Origin of the sequence: Labilibaculum antarcticum (assembly GCF_002356295.1) — a bacterium.
Classification (GTDB): Bacteria; Bacteroidota; Bacteroidia; order Bacteroidales; family Marinifilaceae; genus Labilibaculum; species Labilibaculum antarcticum.
The window spans coordinates 3,864,336-3,881,228 of record NZ_AP018042.1 but is presented as its reverse complement, the minus strand read 5'-3'; the positions used below and the strand labels follow the sequence as shown (position 1 = coordinate 3,881,228).

Annotated in this window: 15 protein-coding genes; 9 read left to right on the top strand and 6 right to left on the bottom strand. The window is 37.0% G+C overall.

The genetic code is table 11. The annotated features are described in order from the left end of the window. Positions 1-158 precede the first annotated feature (158 nt). The 3 genes from ALGA_RS15285 (at position 159) to ALGA_RS15275 (ending at position 3,359) form a co-directional block, all read left to right on the top strand. On the top strand, positions 159-1,022 hold the full coding sequence (locus ALGA_RS15285; RefSeq protein ID WP_197705585.1) for a CvfB family protein: 864 nt from the start codon (positions 159-161) through the stop codon (positions 1,020-1,022). A 49-nt stretch (positions 1,023-1,071) separates the two neighbouring features. Further along, complete coding sequence (locus ALGA_RS15280; RefSeq protein ID WP_096430560.1) at positions 1,072-2,658, top strand: dipeptidase; 1,587 nt, start codon at positions 1,072-1,074, stop codon at positions 2,656-2,658. 161 nt (positions 2,659-2,819) lie between these two features. After that, on the top strand, positions 2,820-3,359 hold the full coding sequence (locus ALGA_RS15275) for a glutathione peroxidase (protein WP_096430557.1): 540 nt from the start codon (positions 2,820-2,822) through the stop codon (positions 3,357-3,359). Positions 3,360-3,422: 63 nt separating this feature from the next. Here the strand turns inward: ALGA_RS15275 and ALGA_RS15270 are convergent, their stop codons facing one another. Together ALGA_RS15270 and ALGA_RS15265 are read right to left on the bottom strand one after the other, a co-directional pair. After that, entirely contained in the window at positions 3,423-5,060 is a 1,638-nt protein-coding gene (locus ALGA_RS15270; protein WP_096430554.1) for an ABC-F family ATP-binding cassette domain-containing protein, read from the bottom strand. A gap of 162 nt (positions 5,061-5,222) precedes the next feature. Further along, positions 5,223-6,509, bottom strand: a complete 1,287-nt coding sequence (locus ALGA_RS15265) for a citrate (Si)-synthase (RefSeq protein ID WP_096433679.1) — start codon at positions 6,507-6,509, stop codon at positions 5,223-5,225. Between the two features lie 279 nt (positions 6,510-6,788). Here ALGA_RS15265 and ALGA_RS15260 point away from each other — a divergent pair, with 279 nt between their 5' ends. Next, positions 6,789-7,151 carry a DoxX family protein gene (locus ALGA_RS15260; protein ID WP_096430552.1) on the top strand — a complete coding sequence of 121 codons (363 nt, stop codon included), beginning with the start codon at positions 6,789-6,791 and terminating at the stop codon, positions 7,149-7,151. A 109-nt stretch (positions 7,152-7,260) separates the two neighbouring features. On the opposite strand, the gene ALGA_RS15255 is transcribed toward ALGA_RS15260, so the two are convergent. From ALGA_RS15255 to ALGA_RS15245, 3 genes are all read right to left on the bottom strand, one after another. Further along, a complete protein-coding gene (locus ALGA_RS15255) occupies positions 7,261-8,130 on the bottom strand; it encodes a Cbp1 family collagen-binding glycoprotein adhesin (RefSeq protein ID WP_096430550.1) in 870 nt (289 codons plus the stop codon). A gap of 292 nt (positions 8,131-8,422) precedes the next feature. Continuing rightward, a complete protein-coding gene (locus tag ALGA_RS15250; protein WP_231705979.1) occupies positions 8,423-9,388 on the bottom strand; it encodes an ROK family protein in 966 nt (321 codons plus the stop codon). Between the two features lie 9 nt (positions 9,389-9,397). Further along, on the bottom strand, positions 9,398-10,624 hold the full coding sequence (locus ALGA_RS15245) for a sugar MFS transporter (RefSeq protein ID WP_096430544.1): 1,227 nt from the start codon (positions 10,622-10,624) through the stop codon (positions 9,398-9,400). A 254-nt stretch (positions 10,625-10,878) separates the two neighbouring features. Here ALGA_RS15245 and ALGA_RS15240 point away from each other — a divergent pair, with 254 nt between their 5' ends. Next, positions 10,879-11,739: an AraC family transcriptional regulator gene (locus ALGA_RS15240; RefSeq protein ID WP_096430541.1), complete on the top strand. Its 861-nt coding sequence runs from the start codon at positions 10,879-10,881 to the stop codon at positions 11,737-11,739. 19 nt (positions 11,740-11,758) lie between these two features. On the opposite strand, the gene ALGA_RS15235 is transcribed toward ALGA_RS15240, so the two are convergent. Continuing rightward, positions 11,759-12,631 (bottom strand): metallophosphoesterase family protein, encoded by an 873-nt coding sequence (locus ALGA_RS15235; protein ID WP_096430538.1) that lies wholly within the window; start codon positions 12,629-12,631, stop codon positions 11,759-11,761. Between the two features lie 114 nt (positions 12,632-12,745). On the opposite strand from ALGA_RS15235, the gene ALGA_RS15230 reads away from it, so the two are divergent. The 4 genes from ALGA_RS15230 to murB all read left to right on the top strand — a co-directional run bounded on the left by ALGA_RS15230 (position 12,746) and on the right by murB (position 15,954). Beyond that, positions 12,746-13,084, top strand: a complete 339-nt coding sequence (locus tag ALGA_RS15230) for a hypothetical protein (RefSeq protein WP_096430535.1) — start codon at positions 12,746-12,748, stop codon at positions 13,082-13,084. 124 nt (positions 13,085-13,208) lie between these two features. Next, positions 13,209-13,760 carry a hypothetical protein gene (locus ALGA_RS15225; RefSeq protein ID WP_096430533.1) on the top strand — a complete coding sequence of 184 codons (552 nt, stop codon included), beginning with the start codon at positions 13,209-13,211 and terminating at the stop codon, positions 13,758-13,760. Between the two features lie 123 nt (positions 13,761-13,883). Beyond that, complete coding sequence (locus tag ALGA_RS15220; RefSeq protein WP_096430530.1) at positions 13,884-14,909, top strand: threonine aldolase family protein; 1,026 nt, start codon at positions 13,884-13,886, stop codon at positions 14,907-14,909. Between the two features lie 31 nt (positions 14,910-14,940). Beyond that, complete coding sequence (gene murB, locus ALGA_RS15215; RefSeq protein WP_096430527.1) at positions 14,941-15,954, top strand: UDP-N-acetylmuramate dehydrogenase; 1,014 nt, start codon at positions 14,941-14,943, stop codon at positions 15,952-15,954. Positions 15,955-16,893: the final 939 nt, after the last annotated feature.

Here is a 16,893-nt window from a genome sequence, read left to right as displayed (position 1 = left end):
TGAAAATTTTAGAGAAAACCAATTTGAATTTGAAATTGCGGAATTGGATCTGCAAACGAATATTTCATAAAAAGATGCTTACCTTTGCCGTGTTAAAATTTTGAGTAGTAGAAACCACACTTTAAAACTGTAAATGATTCTTATTCAATACAGATAAGGTGATAAAATATAATATTGTGAGTATGATTGGTCAGTTTGCGGAATTAAAAGTTGCTAAAATAGTCGATTTTGGAGTGTATTTACAGGGAGAAGATGAATCTTTAATTCTTTTGCCAACCAGATATGTACCTCTAAAAACCCAATTGGATGATACTATTAAAGTATTTATCTATCGTGATTCGGAAAATCGAATTATTGCAACAACTCTTATTCCTTATGCTACGGTAGGAGAATTTGCTTACTTAAAAGTGAAAACAGTTAATAATTTAGGAGCATTTCTAGACTGGGGAATAGCTAAAGATTTATTTGTTCCGTTTAGCGAACAAAGAGACAATATGCAAGTTGATTATTCCTACTTAATATTTGTTTACCTGGACAACGCATCGGAAAGAATTGTAGGAACAGCTAAAATTGAGAATGTTCTTAGAGATGTAGAGACTACATACGAAGAAGGTGATGAAGTAGAGATCCTTATCACTAGAAGAAATGACATGGGTTATCAGGTATTGATTGGCAACGATTCCCTTGGAATGTTGTACCAAAATGAAATTTTTGAACCCGTTCGAAGTGGAGATATACGCAAAGCATATATTAAGAAAATTAGACCTGATGGAAAAATTGATGTTAGTCTGCAAAGACAAGGTTATGTGAATGAAATTCCTCAGGCAGGAGAACAACTTCTTGCACTATTAAAAAAAGAAGATGGTTTTCTACCAGTAAATGACAAGAGCTCCCCTGAAGATATTTACAGCTTGCTTAACATGAGTAAAAAGAACTTCAAAAAAACTGTAGGTCTGTTGTATAAACAAAAACTGATTACCATTGAAGATTCAGGAATTTTTCTTGTGAAAGGGAAAAAGTAAAAAAGGAAAACAAACAACACACAATTGCTAAATAACACAACACTAACTTATGAATAAACAACTTAGAATGAGCCTGTTCATTTTAATGGCGTCAATTTCATTTTCAACCATGGCTCAGGACAAATCGGATTGGAAAAACGGTGTTCCCGAAGGTTGTACAACCATAACCGTGGGTAAAATGGCTACTGTCGATGGTTCTGTTATCACATCGCACACCGATGATAGTCACCGAACCCGAGCATGGATGGATATTTCTCCTGCAAAGAAACACGAGAAAGGAAGTAAGTTTGAACTGTTTGAACGATCGGCATACGATAGTCTGGCAATGCCAACCTATCAGCACAAAAAAATTGGAGAAATCGAACAGGCTGAAAAAACCTACCAATTTTTAAATACAGCCTATCCTTGTATTAACGAAAAGCAATTGGCCATTGGCGAATCTACTTTTGGAGGTCACGAAGAACTATTCTCAACCGAATGTTTAATCGACTGTCAGCGTTTGCAGCAATTAATGCTGGAAAGATGTTCTTCGGCTCGCGAAGCAATTACTTTAGCTGATGATTTGCTAAAAAAGTACGGATGGCGCGATTATGGAGAATGTCTTACCATTGCAGATAAAAAAGAAGTTTGGCATTTTGAGGTTGTTGGTCCTGGAAAAGGAAAAATAGGAGCCGTTTGGGTTGCTCAAAGAGTTCCAAACGATCACATTTCAGTAAATGCGAACGCCAGTACCATTAAAGAAATCGATTTAAAAAATCCTGATTATTTTATGGCATCGGCTAATATTTTTGATGTTGCCAAGGAAAATGGATGGTGGAAAGAAGGTGAAACATTCCGTTGGAATTACGTTTATGCACCTGAGAGTCGTTTGTCTCTGGCTTCAAGAAGAAGAGAATGGCGAGTACTTTCTATGGCCGCTCCTTCTTTGCATTTGGATGCCAACGATAAGGATTATCCTTTTTCGGTAAAACCGGATGAAAAGGTAACAATGGACAAATTGGTGGAGATCTTTAAAGATTACTACGAAGGAACTCCTTATAATTTTGTGAAAAATATAAAACAGGCAGATAAAGAAGGGAATGAAGTTATCTCTCCTTTTGCAAATCCTTTTATGCCTTATGATATGAATAAATTGTTTGGTGTAAATGGCGGATGGAATGAGCTGGGAGAAAGAACAATCGCTCGTTGGTACACCATGTATGCAACAATTATTCAGTGTCGCGACTGGTTGCCCGACGAAGTTGGTGGAATTGTTTGGTTGGCTCAGGATAATGTAGCAACATCCATTTATATTCCTGTTTATGCAGGTGCTACCGATTTGGCTGAAAGCTATAAGGTAAAAGCCCGGATATTGGGTTATACCCGTACATCCGCATGGTGGGCTTTCAATAGGTTAGGTACATTATCGGCTCAACGATGGGGAGATATGCGAAAAGACATCGATAAGGTGTTTATTCCTTTGCAAAAGAGCTATTTTGCAGAACAAGCTAAGATTGATGAGCAATTCTTGAGTTTGAATAAGAAAAAAAGATTGGAATTCCTGACCAACAGAACCATTCAACTTGGAAACGAAGTGGTTGAAAAAGCATGGGAAATTGGCGATGGAATTTGGACCAATTACGATGAGAAATTCTAAGAACACTAAATATTGAATGAGATAAGAGCAACTAACTGGTTGCTCTTTTTTTATGTCCCAAAACAAGACCGAAAAAAAACCTTGTAAGTATTTGGTATTCCGATGTTGTTTTCGAACAAAAAAGCGACTAATTTGTTTAATGGTTACTTAAATCATAAAATATGAAACGAATATTAACAATAGTAATTTTGATTGTGGCTTCCAGTCTGGCAAGTTATGCCCAAGAAAGCATTCATCAATTTACCGTTACTTCAATTGATGGTTCCGAATTTAATTTTGCTGATTTGAAGGGCAAAAAAGTCATGGTCGTTAATACAGCATCTAAATGCGGATTGACTCCTCAGTACGAATTACTTGAGGCTTTATACCAGGAATATCAAGCTGAAAACTTCGTGATTGTAGGCTTTCCTGCCAACAACTTTCTTTGGCAAGAACCTGGAACTGATCAGGAAATTAAAGAATTTTGCACGAAGAATTATGGTGTTAGTTTTCCCATGATGTCAAAAATATCTGTAAAAGGAGATGACATTCACCCTATTTACAGTTGGTTGACACAAAAATCGGAAAATGGAGTTATGGATTCCAAAGTAAAATGGAATTTCCAAAAATACCTGATTGATGAAGATGGAAAGCTTGTTGATGTTCTTTCTCCAAAAGAGAAACCGAATTGCGAAAAAGTGATCTTATGGTTGCAACAGTAAATCATATTCAACAAAAAAAGAGACGCGATGGCGTCTCTTTCTATATAATTGTATTTTAATGATCTAATTTTTACGTTCAAGCTCATTTAAATTCTCCATTTTCTTCTTGCTCAGGAATGAGTAAATATCTCCCAAATGTTCCTTTACCTTTTTGTTTCCAAATTCGTATACCTTCTCGGCCAAACCATCCAGAAAATCACGATCGTGAGAAACCAGAATTATAGTTCCATCAAATTCTTTCAATGCAGTTTTCAAAATATCTTTGGTTTTCATATCCAGATGATTTGTTGGCTCATCAAGAATCAACAAATTAACAGGCTCCAGCAACAATTTAATCATTGCCAATCGAGTTTTTTCTCCTCCCGAAAGAATTTTCACTTTCTTGGTTGAATTATCCCCGCCAAACATGAAAGCCCCTAATATATCTTTAATTTTTGTTCGCACATCTCCCTTTGCAATATCATCAATAGTCTGAAAAACGGTAAGATTTTCATCCATCAACGAAGCCTGATCCTGAGCAAAATACCCAATCATTGTGTTATGCCCTAAATTTAAAGCACCTGAATGCTTAATTTCCTGCATAATGGCTTTTACCAAAGTGGACTTCCCTTCTCCGTTTTTACCAACAAAAGCAAGCTTCTCTCCTCTTTGTATCGTAAAATTAACGCCTGAAAACACAACATGATCTCCATATTTCTTCTCTACATCTTCAGCAATTACAGGATAATTTCCTGAACGTGGTGATGGTGGGAATTTTAAACGCAGTGCAGAGTTATCTTCCTCATCGACTTCAACAATTGTGAGTTTTTCGAGCATTTTAACTCGCGACTGAACCGCCAATGTTTTCGAATAAGTGCCCTTGAAACGATCAATAAAAACCTGATTATCCGCAATCATTCTTTGTTGCTCATCAAATGCTTTTTGCTGATGAACTCTTCGGTCTTTTCGAAGCTCCAAATACTCAGAGTAGTTTACTTTGTAATCGTAAATTCGGCCCATTGTTATTTCAATGGTTCGGGTTGTTATTTTATCAACAAAAGCCCTGTCGTGAGAAATAATAACAACAGCTTTTCCTGAATTTATTAAAAAATCCTCCAACCATTGTATCGATTCAATATCCAAATGATTAGTCGGCTCATCCAAAAGAATCAGATCTGGTTTTTGTAAAAGAATCTTTGCCAATTCGATTCTCATTCTCCATCCACCACTAAATTCGCTTGTTGGTCTTGTAAAATGTTCTCTCACAAAACCCAATCCAAATAGTGTTTTTTCAACTTCAGAATCGTAATTTATTTCTTCTATAGAATAGTATTTTTCACTTAAAGCAGAAACATTCTCAATCAGTTTGTAGTAACTATCCGACTCAAAATCAGTTCGTGTCCCCAATTCCACGTTCATTTGCTCAATCTGCCTCTCCATTTCGAAAACAGAGGCAAAAGCCTGAGCTGCCTCATCAAATACAGTACGGCTATTATCGGTTGTTAAATGCTGTGGCAAATAGGCAATCACCTTATCCTTAGGAGCTGAAATTCTCCCACGAGAAGGACTTTCGGCTCCTGCGACAATTTTTAAAAGAGTCGATTTTCCAGCTCCATTCTTCCCCATCAAAGCAATTCTATCCTTTTCATTAATCACAAAGGAAATGTCTTTAAACAATGTGGTCCCTCCAAATTCAACCGCTAAAGCATCTGCACTAATCATCTCATTTATTTAAGTGAGCCGCAAAGGTAATCACTTTGAGTAGATCTGAAATTAGCTATGCCATCATTTTTATTTTTTTTCAACTAATTATAAAATCCATTTATATAAAATTCATTCAAATTCTATCAAAGTACATCTATCAGACTTAAACGCAAAACGCATTTATCCGGGCACTGTAAGCTTTTCAAGTACCCATCTGTTAGTAACACTTTTAGGTCTGATAATTGGCTGTCCTAATCCCAGTGCAAGAATATTTTGAGCACAGAAACCCATTACTCTCGACACACCAAATAAAACGGTATAAAAATCGAACTCATTCAGTCCGTAATGATTCAGTAGTGAACCAGACATCGCATCAACATTTGGCCATGGATTTGCTACTTTACCTCCTTTATAATGAATTAAAATATCCGGAACAACCGAGAAGAGTTTCTTTGCAATCTTAAAACAATGATTACTTGCGCAATTGGCCTCACCAAAATTCATAAAAGCTGTAAATCGAGGATCTGTAACTCGCAATACAGCATGCCCGTAACCAGGAATCACTTTACCCGAATTCAAAATATCTAAAATATAGGCTCTCAACACGTCCTCATCCGGATCGTCTCCAAATTTATCATGAATTTCTAAAATAAACCGTAAACATTCCTGATTCGCCAATCCGTGCAATGGGCCTGCCAAACCGTTAAGTCCTGCGGAAACGGCATAATACAGATCAGAAAGAGCTGAATTCACTACTCTCGATGTAAATGCACTTACATTCCCTCCTTCATGATCGCAATGTAAAACCAAATACAGACGCATTAAATCCGCAAACCCCTTATCATTACTAATGCCAAGCATATTTGCCAAATTACCTGACCAATCTAAATTGGAATCATGAGGAATTAAATTTCCATCGCCAAACCTTATTTGATAGATACCTGCTGCAAGTCCTGGTAACTTTGCGAGTATATTCATAGCATCCTCCAAAGTATATTCCCAATATTCCGATTTTTTTAATCCCTTTTGATATTCCTTCTTGAAAACGGACTCATTTTCCATGGATAAAATACCCAGGCTCAACATGGTCATTGGATGAGTATCTTTATGCAGACTGCGCAAAACATTCCAAGTATATTGAGGTATTGTAGCGCGGAGACTCAAATCATTTTGAAACTCAGCAAGTGATTTCCTGTCGGGAAATTTCCCTGTAGACAAGAGAAAAAATATTTCCTCAGGCAGCTTATCCGAAAATTCATCTGTTGTATACTCGCTAATATGAAGTCCTGAATAAGGATCGACATAGGATGTGTTGCAAGCCAATGCAATCAATCCACGCATTCCACCATATATTTGCCCAATGGTCACTTCCGAAACTACAGAATCACGGCCTTTGGCAAAAATATCATCAATTTCTAACTGCAATTCAAGTAAATGGTTTTGAATCCCTTCTTTTATATCAGACATATCCATCTAATTATTCCGTTTCAACACAAATCAACAGCACAGTGTATCAGGCTACACTTTATAGGGGCAAAAGGATGAGTAATAAGTTACAAAAAAAACGCTTAATTAAGAAATTCAACACCCAGACTACTAATAGTTTATTGAGTGAAAAATAGTAGAACCAAACAGAATATTATCGGCTACATTGCAAATGGAACAGATTCACAATCACTCCTATTTGGAATCAATTAAAAAGAGCTAACTTTTCTATCAATTATTAATCGCAGAAAATCACAACAGATGGAAAAAAGAAATAAAATAATTTATTGGGTAGCAACAGGCTTACTATCCGGACTTATGCTAATGTCTGCAAGCATGTATTTTATGAAACACGAAATGGTGAGTGAGACATTTAGCTTTTTAGGATTTCCAAGCTTTATAATTTACCCATTAGCCGTTGCCAAACTAGTTGGCCTTTTGGCTATATGGTCTAATAAATCGAAACTTCTAAAAGAATGGGCTTACGCCGGATTTTTCTTCGATTTCGTATTGGCACTTGGAGCTCATCTCGTTGCTGCCGATGGACAATTCGGCATGGCTGCAATCGCTATTGTATTATTGATTGTATCAAGAATATATGACAGTAAAGTAATTGTCAATTAAATACTTTGCAATACCATAAGAACAAAGGCCATCCTAACAGATGGCCTTTCTACACCACAAAAAAAGCACCCCAAAAAGGGATGCTTAAAACCAAGCTATTTTGTTTTTATTATTTCACTGCAACAACTAAATATTTTGACGCTTTCCAGAACTCATTCGGATCAAGAATTGTAATTGCTTCAATTTCTTTATCAGTTCCTTCAAATCGGTATGAACTACTTGGGTGAGATGTTACCAAACTAACTTTCCTTCCTACTACTGGAATCGTTAATGTTTGAGTAATATCAATATTATTGAAATTATCAGGATTAATTTTCTGATTCAACTTGTTAGTTGTTCCAATTCCTAAAATACCGCCAGTACTTGTCACAACTTCCTTCTGCTTCAACTCCTTAATATCACCAATAACGTAATGTGCTGTGTTTAAGTTAGCAGTTCGTTCAGCAATCGCCTTATTTATACTGTCATTCTCAGTATTTAAAGCTATAACAGCTCCATTCAAATCAGTTACCTGACCATTCAAGCTACCTACTTCAACAGTAAGCTGTGCAATTTGCTCAGACAAAGCATTAATGGAAATATCTTTTGCTTCAATTTGTGACTTTAAACCAGCAACCAATTTATTCAGTTTTGAATTTTGGTACCAACTATTTTTCAATTTCTTATCAAGGTCTTCCAATTTTGCTTTATTTTCTTCCAAAAGATCTCGCATTAATCCTAAATCTGTAACGATTTGTTCCTTTTCTCCAACGCTTGGATTTTCACCAGCACTTACAGAAATGATATTTTCTTTCTCTTTAATAATTGCAAGATTTGCAGCAATGACATCAAACGATTCAACAAAATCATCAATGGTAGAATCTTTTTCCTGAGCCATTTGAGTTAATTGAACATTTTGCTCACGCAATTGCTTTAATTCTTTCTGATTACAAGCTGTAAACAGAGGTAATACTAACAGTGCAAAGACTAACTTTCTCATAATTTATAATTTTAACAAGTTTACATCAATTCAAATTCACAGATCAATATGAGAAATCTGTGCCAAAAACAGAATGACACAAAAACCCATTCAAAAAAAGACGAATAAACACTCATTATCAACACAATAACGAATCTCTAAAAAAACCCATTCAAAATCTAACAATTTCAAATTTCGGAAAATGTGTGGAATCTTTCCCACAGATTGTGGGAACAATTTCTACAAACCAAAAATGCCTGCACGAATGCAGGCATAAGAGGTTAACTTTCAATTTAGGTATGAAAGCTACAGGTTATCTTTTGTTCCATATTAAGGAAGCTGCACCTAAAACTGCAGCATTCTCTTTAATTCCTGAAGCCAATACTTTAATTTTCCCTTTGTAGATAGAAAGAAGTTGTTCTTCCAATGTTTCAGCAACCGGTTTAAAGAGAATATCTCCCGCTTTTGTTAATCCCCCAAATAAGAAGATAGCTTGTGGGCTGATTACAGCCACCACATTAGCCAGCACTTCTCCCAGCATTCTTGCAGTATAAGCAAAAGTCTCTTGTGCCACTACATCTCCCCGACTCGCAGCTTCAGCAACCATTTTTGCGGTCAACTGACTAAAAGGGATATCTCTTAGTTCACTATCTCCCATATGTCTTGCAAGCAGCTTGTAAACCGTTCTTTTCACACCTGTTGCCGACACATAAGTTTCCAAACAACCTTTGCGACCGCAACCACATTCCCGTCCGCTTGCGCGAACAATTATGTGACCCACTTCTCCTGCAAAACCATCATGACCATACAACAAATCACCATTCACAACAATTCCACTTCCCAATCCTGTTCCCAGAGTAATCACTATGAAATTATTCATTCCTTTTGCGGCTCCAAAAACCTTCTCTCCCATTGCCGCAGCATTGGCGTCATTCGTTATAATAACAGGAACATCAATTCTCTTTTTCACTAAATTAGCTAAAGGTACACTCCCCTTCCATCGCAAATTAGCAGCGTTTTCAATTGTTCCAGTATAAAAGCTGGCATTAGGCGCACCAATACCAACGCCAATTATTTTCATTTTTTCCAATGAACTATACATAGCCGACTCAACATCAACAAACAATTCATTCAAATAATCTTCTATATCCGCGTATTTTTGAGTTGGTAAACTTCCTGTTACCAAACAATTTCCCTCTGAATCAATACAACCAAATACGGTATTGGTTCCTCCTATATCTATACCTAAAGCAACTTCTTTCATTACTATTGTTTTCAAAGATTAATTTTAATGCTTATGCCCTTTTAAAGCATAAAAGAGAATGTAGCCATAACATACAATTGCCACAACAAAGGAATTGGCCAAGCCAAATCTATCTGCCAAAACACCCATAATCATAGGTACGATTGCTCCACCCACAATTGCCAAACAGAGAATTCCAGATCCCTGACTGGTGTGTTTTCCTAAACCATCAATTGCTAAAGTAAAAATAGTTGGAAACATGATTGAATTAAACAATCCGACCAAAACAATACTCCAAAGAGCCACATAACCGGTAGTCAGCATACTAATAACAATTAAAATAGCCACCATAACCGAGTTAAAAGCCAATACTTTTGCAGCAGATATTTTCTGCATCACTGCAGAACCGATGAAACGTCCTACCATAGCGCCACCCCAAAAAATAGCTACATATTTGGCAGCATCCGCTTCCCCATACAAATGCAAACCTTCGTCACCAAAATACATTACCAAAGCGCTGCCAATTGAAACTTCGGCACCAACATAGGCGAATATTCCTAAAGCACCCAATATTAAATGGCGGATTTTCCAAGCCGATCCTTCTGCTTTAGTCTCCTCTGAATCCTGTATTTTAGGCAATTTCACAAAGGCAAATACCAAAGCAATCACCACCAAAGTAATTGCCAAACCTACATAAGGAGTCTGCACGGATTGCGCTTGGCTCGCCAAATCCTGACTTGTATTATTTAATATTAACCATCCACCAAAAATCGGAGCAACCGTAGTTCCTAATGCATTAAATCCTTGTGTTAAATTCAATCGACTTGATGCTGTTTCGGGCGTACCCAATGCGGCCACGTAAGGATTTGCAGCCACCTGCAGAACAACAATTCCCGAAGCTAAGACAAAGAAAGCGCAAAGAAAAAATCCGTAAGAATGTAATGCTGCAGCAGGATAAAACATAGCAGCACCGATACCAGCAACCATCAATCCGCTCACAATTCCCATTTTATAACCAATCTTTCCTATAATCCAGCCTGCAGGCAAAGACATTAAGAAATATGCCCCAAAAAAGGTAAACTGCACAAGCATGGCTTGCGTAATTGTCAAATCGAACAATCCTTTTAAATGAGGTATTAAAATATCATTCATGCAGGTTAAAAATCCCCACATAAAAAATAGAGTAGTTAGCAGAGACAATGCTCCTTTAAAATTCATTCCTGAAGCTTGCGAGCCTGAACTACTTTTAACATTCGTACTAATTGAGACCATAAGTATATTTTTTCAATCGTTTGTATTCGTTTACAAATATCAATCAATTCCTCTTAAATCGATTTTATTATCTTATCCTTTTATTGTACTATATTTGCACACACAATATAATAAAAGCAAAAATACGATAATAATACACAAGTGTTGTTTTTAAAGGTGTTCTTTCAGCATTCGTATTTAACACCAGACACAAGAAGTAATATATTACCTTTTATTATCTAATTTTAAATCATTACAGGTAAAATAATCCAATAATGTCAATAGTACTTGAGGAGATTTCAACAAAAAACGAGCATTCGTTTCGATCTAAGATTGATGTTTTACCACACATCGAGGTTCCGTGGCATCACCATCCTGAATTTGAGTTAATCCACATTGAAAAAAGTAGAGGTACATTAATTGTTGGTGACTGTATTGACAATTTTAATGATGGAGATTTAATATTTATTGGTCCCAATACTCCTCATGTGATGACCAACGATGAATCTTACTTCCAAAAGAAATCGGACCTAAGAGTTATTGCCTGGGTGGTTCATTTCAAAGAAGATAGTTTTGGCAAAGAGTTCTTTCTATTGCCTGAAATGTATCGAATCAAAAAGTTCCTAACCAAATCGTTTCAAGGTGTTCGAATTGAAGGAAGTACCAAATACAAGATTATTCAATATCTAAAAACTCTTCATTCTTCGGAATACTCGCAACGAATTATTATTTTACTTCAGATATTGCAGGTTTTGGCCCAATCGGATGATTTGGAATATTTGGCATCGGATAATTTTGTAGAAACCTTTCAGCAAAGAAGCAACCAAAAATTATATCAGATATATGAATTTGTAAGCAAAAACTTTCAGAAAAAAATAGAATTGGATGAAGCCGCTAAAATTGCAAACATGAGTAAAACTGCATTTTGTCGCTTCTTTAAAAGCAAGACTAAGAAAACCTTTTCTGAATTTTTAAATGAAATGCGCATCAATTACGCTAAAAAACTACTTGCCGAAGGAAGATTAAGCGTTTCTCAAATTGCCTATGAATGTGGATTCAATAGTCCTTCTTATTTTAATAAGACTTTTAAATCAGCGACAGGAAAATCGCCTCTTCAGCTGAGAGAAAAAGAGTAGAATTTTTCAGCGAAAAAAATCAGTAAAGATCGTGACAGCAATCCAGTAATTCCATTGAATTGGTGTAAGCTTTTTCAGCATCGATAAGCAGGTATTTCTTTTCCAAATCGCGTAAGCAACCTGCGCTGCTGCACAAACGTAGTTTGTATTCGCCTATCATTTCGGCTCCATAATCGACACCAATATGCCCGCTAACCAATGCTTTTAGCGGATCATGTTCCCGATCCTTACTTGCGAACTGAAGCAAATCTGTTACCATATTGAGATATTCTTCTCCAAACTGCCGTTCATTCCCGTTCATCAGCACTTCCCACAAATAATCTCCTTCAGCTGTGCTCATAAATTGGGAACCAATTTGTGGATCGTAGCGATGAATATGATCTATATGTGCCGCAAATTCACCTTTATGCTGGTAATTTTTAAACCAATTAAAATCAAAACTTTCAGTCTCGGAATAACGATTAGAACCACCGGTATGATTCAATAAAACGCCTCCTTTTGTTCTCAGCATAAATGGCATATCCATAAAAAAGCGTATAATATCTTCCCTGTTCTTTCGAATTCGGTTCTCGAACCATGATGTAAACTCTAAATTGCCACGCTGCAAGGGAATATGATAGATGTGAACGAACTCATGGTTTCCCAGCAGACAAATCACATCGCTTCCCTCCTGATTTGCACCCATTTTAATGAGCTCCTGAACCATTTCCAGAGATTCATCTTTTCGCTTACCGGGATAAGCATGAATCAAATCGCCCAAAAAAACCAGACAATCAGCTTTCCCATCGCTTTTTAGTTTTCGATACACCTTCAAAACCTGACGGAAATCCAATCCGTTGCCATGCAAATCCGACACAATCATTAATCTCCCCAACTGAATATCACAAATCATTTTTACTTATCTTTAAAATTCAAGACCTTTAATACCTGCAAAAGTTCTAAAAAATTTATAAATTATATATGCAAACTTACAATTACATTCAGGTAAAACTAAAAACTTTAAGATATGCTTGAAAAATTACTTACAAATCCAGAAAAATATTTTTGGGCCATTAATGCAGATGGCGATCTCGTTCTAGGAAATGCAGATCTTGGACTAAAAGCGAAACTCACGATAACCTTAACTAATAAATGGACCAACTTGGCTCCTTTAGTTGAAAGCAGTCCGGGAATTTACATTGGACAATCTGAAACATATTTGAAAGACTCGAAAGAATATGAGCAGGTTTCAGAACTTTATAAATTAATCAAAAGTCAATTAAAAGAGCCTTCGATAATAGAACGAATGAAAACCTCTAAGAATACATATACTTTTCTGCTCAATCATTATCAAGAACAAAAATAATACCGATTGGATAAATTAGTGGGCTATCATTCGCCTTGCTCGGGATAGCTTCCTATTTATTACATCGGCATTGGAGCGAGTACTTCTAGCTCGCCAGGGCTCACTAATTATTCAAAATGGTATAATGATTAAATCAATTGCAATTGCTTTGCTTCTAGGCATTGTCATCATTTCGCAAGTGACGGCACAGAATCCGAACAAATTAAAATCAGGGGATCTTTTCCCTGAGATAAAAGGTGAATTATTATCTTCCAAAATGATCTCCCTACCCGATCACTGTAAAGGAAAAGTGAGTGTGCTGATTATTGCGTTTAAAAGAGGAACTCAGCCACAAATCGATGAATGGACAAAACCTCTGATGAAAGAATTTAGCATTCACAGCGATTTTCGGTTTATTGAGGTGCCCATGATCAGTAATCTTTACAATTGGATGTCGCACTATATCGACAATGGAATGCGAAGTGGTATTGCTGAATCGATGCACAAAAATGTAATGACCTATTATGGTCCTTTGGGAAGCTATTTTGACTACTTCGATGTACAGGACAAAAAGCTGTGTTACCTTTTTCTGCTCGACAAAGAAGGTATTATTCAATTCATTGCAAAAGGAGAGCCTAATCCTGATAATTTATCAGACTTACTTCAAAAAATTAAAATCCTTTTAGAAACTGTTTAACTATTTCTCTTCCCAACAACTAAAATACTTTGTTTGGATGTCAGGAGTGCATTTTCAGGCGTTTTATTGAAATATTCAGGGAATAAAGTTTACTTTTAATGCTTCGAAATAAACACACAGAACATGAACAAAAGAGGATTTGCAAGCGACAATTTTTCAGGAGTATTGCCAGAAGTAATGGAGGCTATTCAGAATGCTAACCAAGGTCACGTAGTGGCTTACGGAGGAGACCCCTACACAGAGTCAGCAATCAAAAAATTCAAAAGTCTTTTCGGACAAAATATCGATGTGTACTTTGCATTCAACGGAACCGGAGCCAATGTTATTGGTCTTTCGACCTTAACGCAATCCTATCATTCCATTATTTGTCCTGCCACAGCGCACATTCAGGTAGACGAATGCGGTGCCCCGGATAAATTTACAGGATGTAAGGTAATTCCTATTGAATCTCCTGATGGAAAAATAAGTCCTGAGCTAATTCTCCCTCATTTGCATGGATTTGGTTTTGAGCATCATTCGCAGCCAAAAATGATTTCGATCACTCAGTGCACCGAATTGGGAACTGTTTATACGCCCGAAGAAGTGAAGGCAATTTGCGATTTGGCACACGCCAATAACATGTACGTTCATATGGACGGAGCACGTCTGGCAAATGCTGTTGTGAGTTTGGATGTTGATGTAAAAGAATTTACGACCCATGCAGGTGTTGATGTGCTAAGCTTTGGCGGTACTAAAAACGGAATGATGCTGGGCGAAGCAGTCATCTTTTTTAATCCGGAATTATCGAAAGAAGCCAAGTATGTTCGCAAACAAAGCATGCAGCTTTTCTCTAAAATGAGATACATAGGTGCGCAGTTCGATGCCATGCTCACCAACGATTTGTGGTTGAAAACGGCCCGTCATGCCAATAAAATGGCCAAGCTTCTCGAACAGGAAGTTCAGAAGATAGATCAGGTTAAAATCACACAAAAGGTACAAGCCAATGGTATTTGGGCCCTCATCCCTAAAGATAAAATAGAAAAACTTCAGGAAGAGTACTTTTTCTGGGTTTGGGATGAACATGCAGGAGAAGTTCGCTGGCTGTGCTCTTTCGACACTACTGAAGAGGACATTCTTGGTTTTGTAAAGCTTCTGAAACAAGTACTTTAAAACCGTTTACTGATAACTGATAACTGAAACAATGGCTGCACTTCGTAAAAACGTTGCTTTAAAAAATTACAATACATTTGGCATAGAAGCCAATGCCAGATATTTTTTCGAATTCGATACTACCGAAGAAATACAAGATTTCCTGAGTAAAAATGATGTTATCAACATTCAGTATTTACTATTGGGTGGAGGTAGTAACCTCTTGTTTACCGAAGATTTTAACGGTCTGGTTATTCACCCAATGGTAAAAGGAATAAAAATTATTGAAGAAGATGAAGATTCGGTTTTGGTTCAGGTTGGTGCCAACGAAGATTGGGACGCATTTGTAGGCTGGAGTGTTGAAAACAATTTACCGGGAATCGAAAATCTTTCCCTAATTCCAGGTGTGGTTGGTGCAGCACCTATCCAAAACATTGGAGCTTACGGAGTAGAGGTAAAAGAAGTGATTGATAGTGTTGAAGCCATATCCATAGAGAGCAACAAAAAGGTAACTTTCAACAATGCACACTGCGAATTCGACTATCGCTACAGCGTATTTAAAAACGAATACAAAAATCAATTCATCATTACACACGTTAACTTCCGATTTAGCAAGCAAGCCCAATTCAAAGTTCACTATGGTGCAATTGCGAAAGAATTGGAAGCTTACGATAAAGTGAATCTCAAAAATATCCGCGAAGTAATTATCAAAATCCGCGAAAGCAAATTACCCGATCCTAAAGTACTTGGCAATGCAGGTAGTTTTTTCAAAAATCCGGTTGTTGCCAAACAGGAAGCCGATGCCCTAAAAGCCAAACACGAAGACATGCCCGTTTACGAGCTAAACGAAACACAAAGCAAGCTGGCCGCCGGCTGGTTAATTGAACAGTGTGACTGGAAAGGCAAACAAATTGGCGATGCTGGTGTACACAAAGATCAGGCTCTGGTTATCGTGAATCATGGCAATGCAAAAGGATCTGAAATTCTTGAACTGGCCAACGAAATTAAAAAATCAGTACTGTACAAATTTGGCATTAAGCTGGAAATGGAAGTAAATGCGATTTAATTAGCTGAATGCCATGAGTCACTCTCTACCTAAAAGAGACTCGTTTAACTTTAACGGGTTCTTCACAAAAAAGAGATGGTCTCAAATTCGATTTTAGTATTTAAAAATATCGGATCAGGAGATAATTTTGGGTCTTGTTAAAATCAGGGGAAAATTTTGCATTCGTCCCTTTGTTATCAATTTTTTCTCGAGCCTGAAGGGCTCAAATATAATAGCCCAGGGTAAATGAGCACAGCGAATGCCACCCTGGGATATTAATGTAGCAGTAAGTACCGGCGCAGGTTAAAAAAAACATTTGGAAAGCAATTCGCATTTGCGTCGGAATAGCAAAAGGCTTATCGTCGAAGCCTGAAAAGTTGAAATACTAACCTTAGGACAGGCCCGATAATTCGTGAATCAAAGCTTGATTTTGGGATGGTTTCGAATGTTACCAATTTTCAATAAAAAAAATGAACCTCATTATTTTTGCTTGTCCTTTAGCCGGACGGGCTTTTCATTTTTTCTAGGATAAAAAACGAAACAAAAAATCATTGACAACGTCCTCAATCACCCGTTACTAGTTCGATTGCTAAACAAAAAGAACTCGCTACGCTCAAACAGCTTTTTGTTCTTAACGCTCCCTTCACTAAACGGGTCCCGATCTCCGGACTCAATGTCAAATCTACATCCTCGAAAGATTGCAATTTTGCAAATTCATGAACTTAATATTAGAGCTTAAAAATAGCTAATTCAAATCTCAGGCCCAACTTTTATCGGTGGTCCAAAACATCCCACAACAGGAACATATAAAAAGAGGCTGTCTCACAATTGTGAGACAGCCTTTTAAGGTTTTATTGCAATCTGTGGCCATTCATTTGCTGGGCCAGCTGCAATGCTCTTACAGTATTAATTGACTGGAGGGCAAAATCATTTTCCTTACATCTCACAAAACTCCAGAGT